Origin of the sequence: Pseudomonas sp. IT-P44 (assembly GCF_949768225.1) — a bacterium.
GTDB lineage: Bacteria > Pseudomonadota > Gammaproteobacteria > Pseudomonadales > Pseudomonadaceae > Aquipseudomonas > Aquipseudomonas migulae.
Genome location: NZ_CATKQM010000006.1, coordinates 1 through 19123 on the forward strand (window position 1 = coordinate 1; position 19123 = coordinate 19123).

Below are 19123 nucleotides of genomic sequence, written 5' to 3' on the forward strand. Positions count from 1 at the left end.
GATAGCAGCCATCACCACAGAAACGGATATGTACACCATCAAAATCCTCGCCGACAGACACACAGCATTCGCGAGCAGGCTCGCTCCCACAAGGATTGCGGTGTTCCGTGAGGTCACTGAGCGCAAATATGCCGCGCGGCTGGCCTGAGTGCTCAAGAAGGCCTAGAATTCCCGCATCTGTTAATTCCCAAGGTAGCCCTTTAATGTCCTTCGCTGAGCAACTAACCCGCCTGCAAGTCTTCCTCGACGCCGATGAACTGCATGACGAGGCGCTGGACTACGTGGCCGCCCACGGCTACCTCACCGCGCTGTCGATCTGTTCCGAAAGCGTTCCCGACCGTGAATGGATCGACGCCCTCTTCGCCGAAGAGCCGCATTACGCCGACGACACCGAGCGTGAAGCCATCGAATCCACCCTGCTGGCCCTCAAGGCTCACATCGCCCGTCAACTGGCGTCCGATGAAGAGTTCGAGCTGCCGTGCGAACTGGACCTCGGCGACGATCCGGACGATTCCGACCTGCGTGGCTGGTGCATCGGCTTCATGGAAGGCGTGTTCCTGCGCGAAGCGGCCTGGTTCGAAACCGCCGAAGACGAAGTCAGCGAAATGCTGCTGCCGATCATGGTCGGTTCGGGTCTGTTCGACGAACAGCCCGAGTTCTCCGACATCGCGGCCGACGCCAACCTGATGGACGACATGATCGTGCAGATCCCGGAAGCCCTGACCGCGCTGTACCTGCTGTGCAACGCGCCAGACGAAAAACCGGCGATCCTCAAGCCACGTCACCACTAAGGTTTTGCCTATGGACAACCCCATAGGCAACCGCTCCCTGATGTTGCGTTACGGGCTGCTGGCCATCGGCTGGCTGAGCGTAGCGCTGGGGGTGATCGGGATTTTCCTCCCGGTATTGCCCACCACGCCTTTCCTGCTGCTGGCGGCCGCCTGCTTCGCCCGCAGTTCGCCGCGTTTTTACAACTGGCTGGTGGAGCATCCACGGCTGGGTCCGTGGATTCGCGACTACCTCGACGGCAACGGCATTCCGCTCAAGGGCAAGGTCTACGCCATCGGCCTGATGTGGGCGAGCATTCTGTTGTCCTGCTACCTGGTGCCCCTGCCGTGGGCGCGCGGGTTCATGCTGACCAGTGCGGTGCTGGTGACGGTATATATTCTTCGGCAAAAAACACTCTGAAAATCCGGGCCATTGCGATGTGATGCTGGCTGTCACTCCAACCGCTTATCGGAAACCCTCCCACAACTGTTATTTCTGACAGTAGTCAATGCTGATGCTTCACGCATTAAATCAATCCGGCACTCACACCAGGACCGGAGTCCATCACCATGACAGCCAGACAACCGAACGTCCCGTCGGGCACTGCGCCCGAGGAAACAGATTTGACATTGAGTATCACAGCCGTCTGGGACTCCGAAGGGGTCCTTGTAGGTCAAAACCGCGAGACCTCCGACACCTTCTTCAAGGTCGGTGGAACCGCTGAGCCGAACAAGCCGATTCTGGTACGGGACGGCTTCAGTGTATTGGCACCCGCCCAAAGCGACGTGGACGGCATTTGGAAGACCGAGTTGTTCGAAGTCAGGGAAGTCAAACGCTACAGCCTGACGGCCTTGGGTGATTACGGCAGTAAGCCCGTTTCTACCCCCCCTCGAAACTTCACCGTGGTCGCCGACGCCCCCATCATCGAGTCCCTGAAAGATGAGGAGGGAACGATTGATGAAGGCGCAACGACCTACTACCGATTGGTGAACGTCACAGGTAAAGCCCTCCCGAATCAGAGAGTTCAGGCGTTCAATGGCAGCACACCACTTGAAGAGGCGCCGGTTAGTCCAGGTGGCGATTACACACTTGAACTCAAGAATCTGCTGGTAGGCACCTCCTACACCATCACCGTCAAGGCACTCTACGGCGAAGGTAAAACATCCGAACCACGAAGCTTCGCCGTTGCAGCTGACATCGGCTTGTCTCTCGATGCTGTCGGTGACTCGGACGGCAATCCTGTCAACGAAGGTGACACTACCTCCGACCAAAACCTCACCGTCGTGGGCAAGTGCAGGCCAGGCAAGAATGTTCAACTCCTCGACCACGACGACCCAGAAGGATTTCCGCCGGCGACCGCCAAGGGTAACGGAGAGTGGGAAATCAAAATCAAACTGGACCCTGGCGACTACGAACTGAAAGTCCAAAAACTATACGGTGACGGGGAGGTAACCCCTACGCCCAGAACCTTTACCGTTAAAGGAGCGGATCTTGTAACGCTGGACACCGTGACTGACCCCCATGGAAAAACCGTCGATGACGGCGGTTTCACCTATGAGAGCAACCTGATTGTCAGAGGCGAAGGCGAAGCAGGCGAGTACGTCGAGATCTTCAACGGCGACGACTCTTTAGGTGAGGGGCAAATCGGAGCTGACGGCTACGAAGTCCCCATCGGCCCGCTGCCACTCGATAATTATCGCCTTGTTGCCAAGGCAAAATACCCCGATGGCGGTGAGTCTGGCCCGTACTCGTTTGAGGTCAGAAAATCCATCGCACCACGCGAAACCCAAGTGCATGATGCCAAAGATGAAATCGTCGATAACGGTCACACCACCTCCAGTTATGTAAGAGTCGGCGGCAAAACCGAACCGCTATCGTCGGTCAACCTCAAGGTCAACGGGACCGTCGACCCGAAAGCAGAGTTGGCCAACGAGGATGGAAATTGGGCGACACTTCTCACCGGTTTAGAAGTAGGCAGAACCTATGTGGTCAGTGGCGTTGCTTCCGACGATCATAACGCCGAATCGAATAAAGTAAGGTTCATGCGCGTTTCGGCGAACGGCTCTACCGACAGCTAGCAAAGTCCGTTGCCGGCAGTGCAAAAAAAACCGCTAATTAGCGGTTTTTTTGTCCCTCACATTTTAAAACCGATAGTCCACACCAACGGTGAAGGCCATTGGCTGTTCGATGTTTTTACCCTTGGCATAATCGACGCCGACATCAAAACGCAACTTCTCGGAAAACGAAGCGGTCAACCCGATACCGGCTTCAATACCGGAACCCGCAAGGTTGGTATTGATCGAGTTTCCATTGACCCGCACGTTGTTATCGTTCGATGCAAATTCATGGACCACCGCCACTCGCCCGTATGGACGCAACTGAGTGTCGCCCAGGTTGATGCTTCGACCCGCCATGACGCCGAGCTTTGTGCGCAACGAATGCGTGTCGTCACCTTCAGCGTTCATGCCATTGTCCAAGTAATAGTTTTCTCCCTGGATGATTGCAGCGGAGACCTGAACAGAAGGTTTGGCAAACCAGCCATCCCCCAGATCAATTTGGCGCCCCCCTTCTACCATCGCACTCACAGCCGAGTTGTTGTAATCGCCTTCGGCACGTTTGCCATCGCTCATACCGACTTTGGACTCGTTACGGAAATGGTTGAACTTCAGGGCGCCATCAACGAAGTAGCCATTGTCCTGATTCAGCCAGCCGAAATAGGGACCGAAGTAGTAGCTGTCAACCGTGGCCGAAGTGCCGCCGCTGAGATTCAGATCGGACTGGCTGTAACCTGCCAGCATACCGACAGTCCAGGGACTGTCGCCCAGTCGGGTATCGGCGCCCAGAGTGAAACCCTGTTGCTCTTGACGATAACCCACACCCATCGAACCGTCGTCAACGTTCCACTTGTTGCCATAAGCTCGTACCCACAGGCCATGGCGTTTGTCATCCGCCTGCAACTCGCCCATGCGGTTTTCCAGCGACTTCAACTCGCCATAGGACACGGTAAGGGCTGTCTGAAACAATGCCGCTACCGATTGAGCACCGGAACTGAGCCGGGTGGTAGGGTTCAGGTAATACTCCGCTTCGCCGGAGGCATTGGTTCTTTCAGCTAAATCGTATTGCCATGTCCCCACATCGACCCGGCCACCCAACAGCGCGAAATCTGCCTGGTTATTGCCGATCTGCACCAGCGTCAATTGTCGAGGAGACGTCGCGTCCTTGCCCGAAGCGTTGACGGCCAATTCATAGCTGCCAGTGGCCGCACCGGCTTTCAGCAAGTCACTTTCACCGGTCTGGAAGTTGCCCTGCATGGCAATGATGCCGCTGCCATTGAGCGTACCCACCTCAAGTTGACGATTCGCACGTGGCGCGCCAGGCGTACCGAAATTAACCGTGCTGTTGCTCAACGTCAGGGTGCCGATGCGGTCATCGCCAACCATGGTCAGGTTCGAACCGCTGTTAAGGCTGAGGTTGCTGTTGTTCAGGCGTCCGGTGAACGATGAGCGATTGTTCAAGGTGACATTGGCCGTCGAGCCGTTCTCGCGCAGGATATCGCCTACCATCGAAGCGCTATTGAAGGTGAGATTGGCGGTGCTATTGCCAGTCACTTGCACATTGTCTTGCAAGGTGCTGTTCGCAACCCGCATGTTCGCCGTCGAGGCCCCTTCTACTTCGAGTACATTGCCGTTTCCGCCAATCAGCGTGGAGTTGTTCAACACCTCGATGGTGGCGTTGATGCCCTGCTCCACAACAATGGCCGCTCCATTGCGCCCTTCAGCTGTCGAGTTATCCAGCACCAATGTGTTAGCGCCGACGCCGGCAGGGTCCCTGTCCATTATCACGCCAGCCCTGTCACCGCTAATACGAGAACCGGCCGATGCGAGCACTTCACCGCCGCGCACGTTCAAGCCAACACTGCCGACGTCGGTTCCCGTCAAGCTCGTATTGAACAGGGTAAGAGTGCTGAAGCCTGTCACCCTGGCGCCGAGTTCACCGCCATGGAACTCACTGTTTGTGGCAGAAACAACCGAACCTTGTAGCGAGTTGTTGACCCGATTGACCACCAGGCCGTCTGTATCGCTGAAAACCTTGGTGGACTTGATGGTCGCACTGCTGTTGGTAATCGATATACCTTCAATGCCAGTGTCGGCATTAATGGTCCCGCCGTCGATGTTTAGCGTAGATCCGGTTTCGACAAAGATACTCTTGGTGGTACTACCTGCCACATTCAAAGTGCTGTTGTTGCGCACCAGATAATCAGTAACGGGGGTTCCCGTATCGATATCCTTAATGTTGCCGTTATCGATAATATCAGCAGCAAATAGCGACGAATTTACGAAAAAAAATGCTGGCAGCATTGCCAGTTTCTTGAATGAGCCTGTGCCTGCGGCTGTACGCGGCCTGATATTTTTAAAAGTCATGTTCGTGCGTCCTGTTCGTCAGTTCGTCAACCTCATCGAATTGCGGGTGACGTCGAGAGGTGCGCACGATACCGGCTCGTCTTACAGAAAAATGTAGGATTAATCTCTCTGAGCATGAGGAAATCACCCCGCGTCAAACCAGAGAGCTCAATAAAATAAAACTAAAAACACGCCGTAAAAAAAGGAGGCGCATAAAGCGCCTCCACTTCAGTTACTCCAACGGAGGGACAACACATGACCCGCCTCCACCCTCCCTCATATGCACCTGAACCAAATGCCTATCGGATTTTGTTGGAACCCCCCCTAGCGTCACAGTGTATTCAACAGCACCGTAGGCACTGCCAGTCTGATCGAAGACGGCGAATGGGAAATTGATATAGACGCCATCGATGGACTCCTGCACACTGATTTTGTAATTAACCTTGTCGGTTACACCAACGATTGGAGTAATACCAGCGGCATCTGAATACGCCTGATAAACAAGCTCGATATCTTGATCCGCCAGTTGAGCATCCGGTGGAATAAAGACAATAATTGCCAATCCACCGCCCGAAACTCTGCGAACGGAATTACAGTTAAGATAACCAAAGTCCTCATCAAGATGCTGGAATACCGGATCAGACACATCAACATCATGAATTTGAACATCAACTTCTGTCGGCAGAGAAACAGCATAGCCATCCGCAACAGCATCAAAGGCGATGTAGTGAACCAGCGTATCGATATCATTGCCTGATTCATTAACTAACGCCCATGGGACCGTGAAAGTAATTTCAAAACCGGTGGCTTCGGTACCAAGAACGGTGTAACGCCCGCCTTCATTCGGCGCGGCAGATACCGGAACTTCTACGCCGTTCCAGTAAAGCTGCACTTCTTCGCCTGCTTTAGACCCAGCGTACAAAAGTACAGTGACTGTCACTGGCCCCGACGAGTCAACTTTACGTATCACATTGTCCTCAGGTGTAACGGTGCCTTTCGCCGTCACCTTAGGCAAACTTTCGTCCGGTGGCCCTGGTTCTTCAGGGTTTATGGTGCCGGGCCTTCTCAAATCTTTGTTGACAAGTGTAACGAGAGGGCCTGCATCAGGGTAGAGTTTGTTACCACGCCGAACCCGCAGCCCTACCGGGACGTCATCCTTAAAGGCAACACCGTTATAGACGTCTCTAAAATGCACGTCAGTAAAAACTGGAAAACCAGTGATCAACTTTTCCTGTTGTACCTTGCCATCCCAGGTAATTTGCATATAGTCACGACCGGACACATAACCCACATACTGTTCTTTGATGCCAACTCCCACGCCGGTAACGGTCTGCGCGTCAATCAAGCTGATGACCCCGTCGTCATCGAACAGTGGAACAAAGGCTGGTACCAACACCGGAGGATCAGTCAGAACCAAGTCAAGATGCAGACGATCCGATTGCGCCGATCGATTGCCTTTACGGTCAGTATGATCAGTCCAAAGCGCTTTAGGGATTTCCTCCGTGCCTACCATCTCTTTGGTTAAACGGAACACCGGCGCAGTAATCGGGCTTTTGAGAGTCTCTGAACCGACCAATACGGTATCGTTTATGCGTGAACCAAACCAACAGCGGATGACATCACCAATTTTGTTGGCTTGAGTCAGCGGCGCTGTCACTTCTATATATCCGTGAAGATCTAGGTATTCCTTGGTAATTTCAGTAACCGGGGCAGTCGGCTTAATGGGCGGAGGTGCTTCCCTGTCGACATTGACAGTCAATGGAGTGACTACAGCTCCGGTATTCCCCCCATGATTAATACGGTACTTTAACTCGTGCTTACCGGCTTTATCTGTCAATCCGGCAGGCAACGTCAAATTAAAAGGGAAATCAGCAGGATTAACGGGGGTTCTATAACGCTGACTTGGCTCATTCAGCACAGTCCCGTTCCACATAAGCCGAATGATCCCGTCGATGGGAGGATTAGTTTGCTGCGACTGTTCAAACTGGTCTATCTGGACCTTAAGTGGCAAACCCTGAAACTGGAAATGAAGCTGATTCACATCATCATCGACTTCATGGTTCATGAAGGCGTTATCCGAGTGTAGTCTTGGCGGAGCAGCCGGTACTGGGTCGGCTGAAAATCGCAGCTTTCGGTAAGCCAGTGCGTTTTCCTGTTCCTTCGTCAGTCGAGTCAGCTTGATGTAGTTCGACATATTATCGTTCCTTTCAGTGCCTGGGCTTTACCTGCCCTTAGGTATAACAACCCAGCGCCTGACCAACGACTGCAAGGCGCCGATAAACAACCTGCTTTGCAAACATTCGCTACAACTAAAAACCTGCAACCTCATGGTTGGATTTAAAGACAGGCCGCTAGCGCTGGCTACTGTCAGAAATCACAGGTTTTGCTACCGCTGGTCGGACACTTCCCTAAACAACGCACAACAAAAAACCCGCCATCCCTTACACAGGGATGGCGGGTTTTGTTGTTTAAGGTTTCAGGTCACACGGTATCCACCTTCAACGAATGGTCATTCAGCATGCCGTTGATGATGGTCGCCGTATCCGCCCCGGCAATCACCCCACCCGCGCCCGGTGTCACACCGTAATGGCTGGCCAGGTCCACACCGGCCAGGTCGATAGTCTGGTTCGGCGCTGCCCCCGCCATGCCGCTGACGTCGATGCTGGTGACCAGTGAATCGCCGCTGCCGGTGACTTTGAAGTGCAGGTAGTCATCCAGCGACGCCGCCGTGCCGTTCTCCCCTTGCAACAGTTGCGACAGGTCGAGTTTGTCGGTGCCTGGCGTGAAGTCGGTAACCACGTCGTGGCCGCTGTTGCCTTTGAGCCACAGGAAGGAGTCGGCACCGGCACCACCGGTGAGGGTGTTGTTGCCGAGGCCGCCGATGAGCACGTCATCGCCGCCGCCACCGTTGAGCACGTCGTTGCCGAGGCCGCCGGTGATGATGTTGTTGTGGCTGTCGCCGGTCAGTTTGTCATCGAAGCTGGAACCGGTGAGGTTTTCGATGGCGGTCAGGGTATCGGTGCCGGCACCCACGGTGTTTTGCGCGCCGAGCAGGCTCAGATCCACTTTGACCCCGGCGGTGGCGTGGGCGTAGCTCGCGGTGTCGATACCGGTGCCGCCGTCGAGCAGGTCGTTGCCCGCGCCGCTGTAGAGCAAGTCATTGCCGGCGCCACCGTGCAGCTCGTTGTTGCCTGCACCGGCAGTGAGCACATCGTTGCCGTCGCCGGCGTTGATCACGTTGTTGCCGGTGCCCGCCACCAGCATGTCGTCACCCGTTGTGCCGGTGAGGGTGTGACCGTCCTGATAGCTGATGGTCACCGCTGTGCTGTCGTCGACGGCGTAGGCGCCGTGATAGTCCGGGGTGGTGTTGTGGGCGCCGGAGTAGTCGACGGTCATGGTCAGTTGATAATTTTCCGTGCCCTTGCCGTTGCCATGCCCGCCGTCATCGATGTTGATGATATGGATCTGGTAGGTGCCGTCTACTGCGGCGGTGATGGTCTGGCCATCGCCGATGCCGATGAACGAGCCGCCGTTGACCGAGTACTCCATGGTGACGTGACCGCCCGCCAGGTTGTGATCGAGGTTCAGGGTTTCACCCTGTTTGAGGGTGACGGTGATGTGGTCCTCGTCATTGGTGTTGCCGTTGCCGTTGCCGTTGTTGTTTTTGACTTCGCCCAACGCTCCGCTGACCACCAGCACCGCGGTCATGGCTGCGGTGTTGGCGACGAATGCGCTGCGCGCGATGGTCACCGATTGAGCGTTGTTGCCGGTGAAGCTGTAGCTCTGGTTGCTGCCGGTAAAGTCCGCACCTTTGACAATCCAGCCAGTGTTGAAGGTGGTTGGCGCTACGGTCAGCGGGTTGGAGTTGGCATCGATGTCGTTGGCCAGCAGCACGTCGCCCGGCACCGTGACGTTGCCCGACAGGACGTTGGTGATGATGGCGACGCCATTGTCGCTGACTGCGTTGATGCAGCCGTTGCTGACGTCGATGGTGATGGTCGTGGTGCTTTCGTCGCCGTCGTTATCACGCAGGGTGTAGGTGAACACGTCGGTCGCACCTGGGCCGTTCACGGCATTCGGGGTGCTGTGGTATTCGACGTTGCCCTGGGCGTCCAGGGTCAGGTAACCGTAGGTGCCGTTGATGTGAGTGTTGAGCCCGCCGTTGACCGGGGTCGAAGTATCCGAGCCGGCGCGCACGCCGACCACGCCACCGCCGAGCAAGGGTCCATCGGAGCCGGCGACGTCATTCCACAGCACGTTGCCACTGACGGTGCCGCCCTCCACCACCGACGTTGCCTCTGGGTTGGCGTTCGGCGTGTCATCGACGATGTTGACGTTGATCTGCCCGGTCGCAGTGCTGCCGTTGACATCCTTGGCCGCCACGTCGAAGTGCTCGGAGATGCTGTCGGCACCACCGGCATTCGGGTGGTCGCTGTCGTAACGCAACGTGTAGCTGTAACTCACCACACCGGTGGCCGGGTTGTAACCGGTGATGGTGAAGATCGCACCGGTATCGGTCTCGCTCGATTGCGGGAAACCTGCCGCCACGCCCGCCGTAACCACGGCGATGCCGCCCACGGTGAGGGTCAGTAGGCCATCCGGCGCGTTGACGTTGAAGGTGCCGGTCTGGGTCAGCGCCGGGGCATCCGGGTCGGTGCCGTAGGTGAGGTTTTTTTCGTAGACGGTCAGTTCACCGCCATACGCGTCGAGGCCGCTGAGGGTCACCGGGCTGATGCAGCCGTTGCTGACGTCGATGGTGATGGTCGTGGTGCTTTCGTCACCGTCGTCATCGCGCAGGGTATAGGTGAACACGTCGGTCGCACCGGGGCCGTTCACGGCATTCGGGGTGCTGTGGTATTCGGCGTTGCCCTGGGCGTCCAGGGTCAGGTAACCGTAGGTTCCGTTGATGTGGGTGTTGAGGCCGCCGTTGACCGGCGTCGAGGTGTCCGAGCCGGCGCGCACGCCGACCACGCCACCGCCGAGCAAGGGGCCGTCGGCGCCGGCGACGTCATTCCACAGCACGTTGCCACTGACGGTGCCGCCCTCCACCACCGACGTTGCCTCAGGGTTGGCATTCGGCGTGTCATCGACGATGTTGACGTTGATCTGCCCGGTCGCGGTGCTGCCATTCACATCCTTGGCCGTCACATCGAAGTTCTCGGAGATGCTGTCGGCACCACCGGGATTCGGGTGGTCGCTGTCGTAACGCAACGTGTAGCTGTAGCTCACCACGCCGGTGGCCGGGTTGTAACCGGTGATGGTGAAGATCGCGCCGGTATCGGTCTCGCTCGATTGCGGGAAACCTGCCGCCACGCCGGCAGTGACCACGGCGATACCGCCCACGGTGAGGGTCAGCAGGCCATCCGGCGCGTTGACGTTGAAGGTGCCGGTCTGGGTCAGCGCCGGGGCATCCGGGTCGGTGCCGTAAGTGAGGTTTTTTTCGTAGACGGTCAGTTCACCGTCACACACGTCGAGGCCGCTGAGGGTGACCGGGCTGATGCAGCCGTTGCTGACGTCAATGGTGATCGTCGTGGTGCTTTCGTCACCGTCGTTATCGCGCAGGGTGTAGGTGAACACGTCGGTCGCGCCCGGGCCGTTCACCCCGTTCGGGTAGCTGTGGTATTCGGCGTTGCCCTGTGCGTCCAGGGTCAGGTAACCGTAGGTGCCGTTGATGTGGGTATTGAGGCCGCCGTTGACCGGGGTCGAAGTGTCCGAGCCGGCTCGCACGCCGACCACGCCACCGCCGAGCAAGGGGCCATCGGCACCGGCGACGTCGTTCCACAGCACGTTGCCGCTGACGGTGCCGCCCTCCACCACCGAGGTCGCGTCAGGGTTGGCGTTCGGCGTGTCATCGACAATGTTGACGTTGATCTGCCCGGTTGCGGTGCTGCCGTCGACATCCTTGGCCACCACGTCGAAGTGTTCGGAAATGCTGTCAGCACCGCCGGCATTCGGGTGGTCGCTGTCGTAACGCAACGTGTAGCTGTAGCTCACCACGCCGGTCGCCGGGTTGTAACCGGTGATGGTGAAGATCGCGCCGGTGTCGGTCTCGCTCGATTGCGGGAAACCTGCCGCCACGCCTGCGGTGACCACGGCGATGCCGCCGACGGTGAGGGTTTGCAGACCGTCCAGCGCGGTGACGGTGAAGGTGCCGGATTGGGTCAGGGCCGGTGCGTCCGGGTCGGTGCCGTAGGTGAGGTTTTTCTCGTAGACGGTCAGCTCGCCGCCCTCTACGTCGAGGCCGTTGAGGGTCACCGGGCTGTTATGGATGTTCAGCTCCAGCGTCGCAGTGCTGATGTCGCCGTCGGCATCGGTGAGGGTGTAGTTGAATTTCTCCTTCCCCTCGCCGCCATTGTGCAGCGCCTTGAAATCGGCATCGCTGATGTTCAGCGTGTAGGTGTAGGTGCCGTTGGCATTCAGTACCAGGGTGCCGTAAGTCCCGGTGAACGTGCCCGCGGTAATCGGTCCGCTGTCCGGCCCGGTAGGCACGCGATCCGCGCCTTGCACGTCGTTGCTCAGGACGTTGCCTTCGAGGCTCAGGTGCGTTGGCGTGGCGACACCGTCGTTGCTGTCATCCATCGCTTTGGGCACGTCGTCGACAATGTTGACCTTGATCGTGCTGGTGACGGTGTTGCCCAGGGAGTCGGTGGCCTGGTAAGTGAAGCTTTCGCTCAGGGTGTTGGCGCCGTTGTCCGCGTGCGGCGTGGTGCTGGCCGGTGAGGTCAGGGTGTAGGTGTAAGTGCCGTTGGGGTTGAGCAGGATCTGGCCATAGGTTCCGGTGGCGCTGCCGACCAGAGTGTAGGTGATCGCGCCCGTCGCGCCGCTGACCGAGCCGACCAGTGTGCCGCTGGCAGTTTCGCCGATATGGCCCGGCTCGCTACCGGTGACGGTGCCTGCCGCGAGGTCCTGGCCATCCTTGCTCAGGTCGAGGGCTTTTTCGTAGACGGTGACGTCGTTGTCGGTGGCTGCCGTGATGCAGCTGTTGGTGACGTCGATGGTGATGGTCGTGGTGCTTTCGTCGCCGTCGTTATCACGCAGGGTGTAGGTGAACACGTCGGTCGCACCGGGGCCGCTCACCCCGTTCGGGTAGCTGTGGTATTCGGCGTTGCCCTGTGCGTCCAGGGTCAGGTAACCGTAGGTGCCGTTGATGTGGGTGTTGAGGCCGCCGTTGACCGGGGTCGAAGTGTCCGAGCCGGCGCGCACGCCGACCACCCCGCCACCGAGCAACGGACCGTCGGCGCCGGCGACGTCATTCCACAGCACGTTGCCGCTGACGGTGCCACCCTCCGCCACCGAGGTCGCGTCGGGGCTGGCGTTCGGTGTGTCATCGACGATGTTGACGTTGATCTGCCCGGTTGCGGTGCTGCCGTCGACATCCTTGGCCACCACGTCGAAGTGCTCGGAGATGCTGTCGGCACCACCGGGATTCGGGTGGTCGCTGTCGTAACGCAGCGTGTAGCTGTAACTCACCACACCGGTCGCCGGGTTGTAACCGGTGATGGTGAAGATCGCGCCGGTGTCGGTCTCGCTCGATTGCGGGAAACCTGCCGCCACGCCTGCGGTGACCACGGCGATGCCGCCCACGGTGAGGGTTTGCAGACCGTCCAGCGCGGTGACGGTGAAGGTGCCGGATTGGGTCAGCGCCGGTGCGTCCGGGTCAGTGCCGTAGGTGAGGTTTTTTTCGTAGACGGTCAGCTCGCCGCCCTCTACGTCGAGGCCATCCAGGGTGACGGGATTGTCTGGATTATCTGGATTGTCTGGAGTATCCGGAATGTCCGGACGATCCGGGGTATCCGCCACAATCGGTGCAGCGGTCGCATTGCCGCCATTGTCCGGATCACCGGCGTCCGGATCACCGGCCAGACGCTCCCGGGGAAATTCGGGAACACCATTGAAGCCCGCAGTGGGAAAACCGACAGTCGGATCGACCCGCCCAGCCACTTCCTCCAGCAGCACAAAACTATGGCCGCCACCCAATGCACCGCCGGGCGCACCCGGTGTGCCCGGCCCCGCCGCGGTCGCTTCAGCGGTTTGGGTCGGGTCGTCGCCCGCAGCGATGGCTTTTTGTACTCGCTCGACATCTGACAGTTGAGCCTGAGTCGGCGTAGTCGCTTCAGGTGTATTCACATGGGAGGCGTGATCCACCAGCAACTGAGGGTTCATTTGCAGACTGCTGCCACGCCCGAGCGTCAGTTCCTGGCCATTTTGCAGGTGCACCGCCACCGCGCCTTCGGCCCCGGTGATCAGTTGATCGCCGGCAAACAGCCGGTCCCCCTCGATCAGCACACGCCGGGTACCGTCGCTCCCCTGGGCGAACACCTGACCAATGACCTTACTGACGATACCGATGAGCGTAGCCATGTGCACTTCCTCCGCTGCCGACTGACGTCGGCATCCTGTTGTTTGCGAAGAACGTGCTCATGGGTCAAGCGGTGGCCAGCGAGCCTCTTCCGGGGAGCAGCTCGTCAACACCAAGCCACTGCCCTGGCGACTATCTCGCCAAGCGTGTCGCTCACGGGCGACGTGTCCGCTACGGAATAAAACCCTCTGCAATCAAAGGCATCGGGATCCTGTTCAGTAACACCTCGTCCAGTGAGCGATGCGTAACGGTTCTGAACCAACCAAGTGACAAAAAACCGTCACCAAGAAAACCGTTTCGCGTCCCTCCCCTCCAGCACTTCTACGCCCTAGTCGATATGTGGGTGGAACTTTCCTTTTGCCCTTTCGAGCGCCCTAACGCTCATAAATCAAGGGCTTTCGACGTGAACAATGTGCTGGATTTTGCAGAGCGCATAAGTTTTTTTTGGCATAACCCTTATGAGAAATCCTTCTTAGATTCCTCCCAGAATGTTCTTAGCTCTGTTGTAAAGAGCATGAAACGGTTTCACCTATAAATGTCGTCAAATAATTGGCGACCAATAAGCACCATTAGGACTCAGGGAGATGTACCCATGCGCCGATTGAACCCCATCTGCAGTGCGATTCTATTGGCGATGGCCTGTACTTCTCAGGCTCACGCCATGTCACTGACCGAGGCGATCCAGAGCACCATTGCGACCCACCCGGAACTGGCGTCGCGGGTGGACAGCCGTCTGTCGGCCGATGAAGACGTGAAAGTCGCCAAGGGGGGCTTTTATCCTTCCGTGGATCTGAACGCCTCGTACGGGCGCGGGTACAGCGATAACACCAACACCCGGGCCTTCGGCAATCACCACACGGAAATCCTGAATTACACCCAATCGGAACTGCGCCTGCGGCAGATGCTGTTCGATGGCTTCAACACGGCCAACGAAGTCGAACGCACCAAAGGCGTGGTTAATTCACGGGCCTATTACGCACAGGGCACCGCTCAGGATCTGGCCCTGCGTACCATCGAGGTTTACCTCGAAGTGCTCAAGCGCCGCGAACTGGTGACGCTGGCCAAGAACAACCTGCAAGCCCACCTGCGGGTCAACGACCAGATCGGCCTGCGCACCCAGCGCGGGATCGGCAGCACCGCTGACGCCGACCAGTCCGTGGCGCGTCGGGCACTCGCGGAAAACAACCTCGACACCGCGGAAGTCGATCTGGCCGATGCCGAAGCGAATTTCTACGCCGTCACGGGGCGCATGCCCGATGAACTGGAAACGCTGCCATCGATTCGCGGCGAATTGCCGGCCACGATCCGGGATGCCCAACAGAGCATGGTCGACAACAACCCGTACCTGAAATCGGCCCAGGCGGATGTGCAATCGGCCGAGAGCCAGTACGAAGTCGCCAAGTCGCCGTTCTACCCACGCTTCGACGCTGAAGCTGCGGTGGGGGCGAATAACAACATCGCCGGTGAAGAAGGTCACGACAACGAATGGCGCGTCGGCGTCGTGATGAACTACAACCTGTTCCGTGGCGGCAGCGACAAGGCGCGACTGGCCTCCGACGCGCACAAGATCAACCAGGCCATGGACATCCGCAACAACGCCCTGCGCCAGCTCAACGAGAACATTCACCTGGCCTGGAACGCCATGGTCAACGCGAAAAAACAAACCCCGACTGCCCGCGAATACGCCGAAACCACCACCCGTGTACGGGCGGCGTATCAGGACCAGTTCGGCCTCGGCCAACGGACCCTGCTTGACGTGCTCGACAGCGAAAACGAACTCTACAACGCCAACCGTCGCTATACCGAAGTGCGCTACACCGAGGAATTCTCGATGTACCGCGTGCTGGCAAACATGGGCCAGTTGCTGAGCAAACAACGCGTGGTACTGCCCGCCGACGCGATTGCCCAGACCGAAGTGAAAAACGAAGCCCGTTTGCCTGAACTGAAGTAGCGTACTGGAGCGAGCAATGTGACCAGCATGGAATCCGGCAACACTGGTGTCGATCCGCGGCTGAGCTTCGATGACCCGCTTCTGGACGGTCTGTTGATTCTCTGCAAACTTCATGGCGCGACGGTCAGTCGCGCCAGCCTGAGTGCCGGGCTGCCAATGGCACACCAACGCCTGAGCCTGGACCTGCTGCCGCGCGCAGCGGCCCGGGCCAGTTTGCAGGCGCGTTTGTTGCGCCGAGAACTGGACGACATTTCTGCGCTCAACCTGCCCGTACTGCTGATCCTCGACAACGGTCGCACCGCCGTGCTGCGTCGCTTTGGCGATGATGGTCGCCTGCTGATTCTGCCGAGCGAAGCCGACGGCGGCGAGCAATGGGTCAGCCGTGAAGAGCTGGCCGAAAGCTACAGCGGCCAGGCCTTGTTCGCCCGGCCACGGCATGAACTCGAAGACCTGCGTTCGCCTCTGGTGCCGCGTGTGGAGGCGTGGTTTCGCGACACCTTGAAGCTGTCGAAATGGCTGTACAGCGATGCGATCCTGGCGAGTTTCCTGATCAACCTGCTGGGGTTGATGGTGCCGTTGTTCGTGATGCAGACCTACGACCGAGTGGTGCCGAACCAGGCCACTTCGACCCTGTGGGTGCTGTCCATCGGCTTGCTGATCGGCACCGGTTTCGAGCTGGCATTGCGGGTGGTCCGCGCGCATTTGCTGGACACCGCCGGCAAGAAGACCGACGTGATCCTGTCCGCGACCTTGTTCGAACGCATCACCGGCATGTCGATGAAAGCGCGGCCGGCGACCATCGGTGGTTTTGCCCAGAGCATCCATGACTTCCAGGGCCTGCGCGAATTCCTCACCGCCGTTACGCTGACCAGCCTGATCGACCTGCCCTTCGCCGTGCTGATGCTGGTGGTGATCGGCCTGCTCGGTGGCTGGCTGGTAGTCATTCCGTTGCTGGCGTTTCCGATCACGATCCTGTTCGCGATGGTGATTCAGGTACGGCTGCGCGACACCGTGCAAAAAAGCCTGACCCTCGGCGCCGAACGCCAGGCGTTGCTGATCGAGACCCTCGGCGGCCTGGAAACCCTCAAGGCCTGTAGCGCCGAAAGCGAGCGCCAGCACAAATGGGAAAGCACCCACGGCGCCCTCACCCGCCTCGACAGCCACGCGCGCAACCTCTCGGCGCTGGCCACCAACGGCACGTTGTTCATCCAGCAGTTCTCCGGCATGGCGACCATCGTCGCCGGGGTCTACAGCATCATCGCCGGCAACCTCAGCGTCGGCGCGCTGGTGGCAACCTACATGCTTGGCAGTCGCGTACTCGCACCGTTGGGGCAGATCGCCGGGTTGATCACGCGCTATCAGCAAGCGCAACTGACGATGAAAAGTACCGATGCGCTGATGGGCCTGCCGCAGGAGCGCGATGCGAAACAGCGGCCATTGGAGCGCACGCAACTGCAAGGCGCCCTCGACGTCAGCGGCGTGACCTTTCGCTACAACGGCCAGAATGCACCAGCGCTGGCCAACATCAGTTTCAGCCTCAAACCCGGTGAGCGGGTCGGCATCATCGGTCGCAGCGGTTCGGGCAAAAGCACCCTGGGGCGACTGGTCATGGGGTTCTACGAACCGGAGGAAGGCCAGTTGCTGCTCGATGGCCTGGACCTGCGGCAACTGGACGTCGCCGACCTGCGCCAGCAGATCGGTTACGTCGCCCATGACCTGCCGTTGCTGGCCGGCAGCCTGCGTGACAACCTGACCCTCGGCGCACGCTACATCAGCGACGCGCGGATGCTGGAGGTGGCCGAACTGACCGGCGTCACCGAGCTCGCGCGTCAACATCCACAAGGGTTTGACCGGCCCGTCGGCGAACGCGGGCAGTTGCTGTCGGGGGGGCAACGCCAGGCGGTATTGCTGGCCCGCGCCTTGTTGCTCGACCCGCCGATCATGCTGCTCGACGAACCCACCAGCGCCATGGACAACAGCAGCGAAGATGTTTTGCGGCAAAAACTTCACGGTTGGGTCCAGGGCAAAACCTTGCTGCTGGTGACCCACCGCACCTCGATGCTCAGCCTGGTGGATCGCCTGGTGGTGCTCGACAACGGGCGGATCGTCGCCGACGGTCCGAAAGAAGCGGTCATCGATGCACTGCGCAAGGGCCGTGTCGGCTCTGCGGCCGTCTAGGAGTCCGCTCATGTCATCGTCACAAAGCTCACGCGGCTACTTCGACAGCTTCAGCAAAAGCGCCGAAAGCGAGTTCATGCCGGAGACGGCCGGCGCTTCGTTGCAGGATTCCCCACGCTGGTCGCGGATCACCGTGTGGCTTGCCGCTGCGCTGATCATCAGCGCCGTGGTCTGGGCCAAATACGCCGTGTTGCAGGAAGTCACCATGGGCGAAGGCAAGGCGATTCCGTCGAGCAAGGTGCAGGTGATCCAGAACCTGGAGGGCGGCATCGTCACCGAAATCTTCGTGCGCGAAGGGCAAATGGTGAACAAGGGCGACACGCTGCTGCGCCTGGATGACACGCGGTTTCTGTCGAACAAGGGCGAGAGTGAAGCGGATCGTTATGCCTTGACCGCGCAGGTCGAACGTCTGTCTGCCGAGGCCGAGGGACGGCCGTTCAGTTTGTCGCCGGAGGTGATTGCCAAGGCCCCGCAAGTGGCCGAGGACGAGCGCTCGCTGTACGAACAACGGCAACGCCGGTTGGCCAGCGAGCAACGCACGCTGACCGAGCAACTGCGGCAGAAAACCCAGGAGCTGGCGGAGTTCCGCTCCAAACAGGGTCAATACAGTTCAAGCCTGGCGTTGCTGCAACAGGAAATGAACATGTCCGCGCCACTGGTGGGCACCGGGGCGGTGTCGCCGGTGGAAATCCTGCGGCTCAAACGCAGCGCAGTGGAAATCCGTGGTTCGCTGAATGCCACGACGCTGGCAATTCCTCGCGCCGAGTCGGCGATCAACGAGATCAAAAGCAAGATCGACGAGTCGGAACAAACCTTCCGTTCGGACGCGGCGAAAGAGCTGAATGAGAAACGCACCGAGCTGTCGAAAATCACCGCGTCGAGCATCGCCATCGATGATCGCGTGAGCCGCACCACGGTGGTATCGCCGGTGCACGGGATTATCAAAGTGCTGAAGGTCAACACCATCGGCGGCGTGGTCCAGCCGGGCAGCGATATGGTGGAAATCGTGCCCATCGAAGACAACCTGCTGATCGAAGCCAAGGTGCGCCCACAAGACGTGGCGTTCCTGCATCCGGGGCAGAAGGCGATGGTCAAGTTCAGTGCGTACGACTACACGATTTATGGTGGGTTGAGTGCCAGGCTTGAGCTGATTGGTGCGGACACGATTACTGACGACAAGGGCAACAGCTTCTATCTGATTCAGGTGCGGACCGATAAAAACCACTTGGGCGGGGATGTGAAACCACTGCTGATCATTCCGGGGATGGTGGCGACGGTGGATATCATTACCGGGGAGAAAAGTGTGCTGGATTATCTGTTGAAACCGGTGCTTAAGGCCCGGACAGAGGCGATGCGGGAGCGGTAATCACTTTCCGAAAAATTTGGTGTTTGACCCGGCCTCTTCGCGGGCAAGCCTCGCTCCTACAGGTTATGCGTTGATTTCGACATTACGCATAACTGTAGGAG

9 protein-coding genes are annotated in these 19123 nt (G+C 58.8%); 6 read left to right on the forward strand and 3 right to left on the reverse strand.

Annotated features, from left to right (window positions below):
• Nucleotides 1-203 precede the first annotated feature (203 nt).
• From ACM6IO_RS02375 to ACM6IO_RS02385, 3 genes are all read left to right on the forward strand, one after another.
• Nucleotides 204-791: a YecA family protein gene (locus ACM6IO_RS02375; protein ID WP_008035840.1), complete on the forward strand. Its 588-nt coding sequence runs from the start codon at nt 204-206 to the stop codon at nt 789-791.
• 10 nt (nt 792-801) lie between these two features.
• Complete coding sequence (locus tag ACM6IO_RS02380) at nt 802-1188, forward strand: YbaN family protein (protein ID WP_008040608.1); 387 nt, start codon at nt 802-804, stop codon at nt 1186-1188.
• Between the two features lie 149 nt (nt 1189-1337).
• Nucleotides 1338-2846 carry a hypothetical protein gene (locus ACM6IO_RS02385; RefSeq protein WP_192225990.1) on the forward strand — a complete coding sequence of 503 codons (1509 nt, stop codon included), beginning with the start codon at nt 1338-1340 and terminating at the stop codon, nt 2844-2846.
• Nucleotides 2847-2909: 63 nt separating this feature from the next.
• Here ACM6IO_RS02385 and ACM6IO_RS02390 read toward each other — a convergent pair whose 3' ends face one another.
• From ACM6IO_RS02390 to ACM6IO_RS02400, 3 genes are all read right to left on the reverse strand, one after another.
• Complete coding sequence (locus tag ACM6IO_RS02390) at nt 2910-5189, reverse strand: autotransporter outer membrane beta-barrel domain-containing protein (RefSeq protein WP_414910837.1); 2280 nt, start codon at nt 5187-5189, stop codon at nt 2910-2912.
• Nucleotides 5190-5400: 211 nt separating this feature from the next.
• Nucleotides 5401-7362: a hypothetical protein gene (locus tag ACM6IO_RS02395; RefSeq protein WP_414910838.1), complete on the reverse strand. Its 1962-nt coding sequence runs from the start codon at nt 7360-7362 to the stop codon at nt 5401-5403.
• Between the two features lie 287 nt (nt 7363-7649).
• Nucleotides 7650-13529 carry a retention module-containing protein gene (locus tag ACM6IO_RS02400; RefSeq protein WP_414910839.1) on the reverse strand — a complete coding sequence of 1960 codons (5880 nt, stop codon included), beginning with the start codon at nt 13527-13529 and terminating at the stop codon, nt 7650-7652.
• A 590-nt stretch (nt 13530-14119) separates the two neighbouring features.
• Here ACM6IO_RS02400 and ACM6IO_RS02405 point away from each other — a divergent pair.
• From ACM6IO_RS02405 to ACM6IO_RS02415, 3 genes are read left to right on the forward strand one after another with little or no spacing between them, the layout of a single operon-like run.
• Nucleotides 14120-15478 (forward strand): TolC family outer membrane protein, encoded by a 1359-nt coding sequence (locus ACM6IO_RS02405; protein ID WP_008040966.1) that lies wholly within the window; start codon nt 14120-14122, stop codon nt 15476-15478.
• Nucleotides 15479-15496: 18 nt separating this feature from the next.
• A complete protein-coding gene (locus ACM6IO_RS02410; protein ID WP_008034252.1) occupies nt 15497-17656 on the forward strand; it encodes a type I secretion system permease/ATPase in 2160 nt (719 codons plus the stop codon).
• A gap of 10 nt (nt 17657-17666) precedes the next feature.
• The gene (locus ACM6IO_RS02415; protein WP_223481428.1) at nt 17667-19022 is read left to right on the forward strand and encodes an HlyD family type I secretion periplasmic adaptor subunit; all 1356 of its coding nucleotides are present in this window, start codon (nt 17667-17669) and stop codon (nt 19020-19022) included.
• Nucleotides 19023-19123 lie beyond the last annotated feature (101 nt).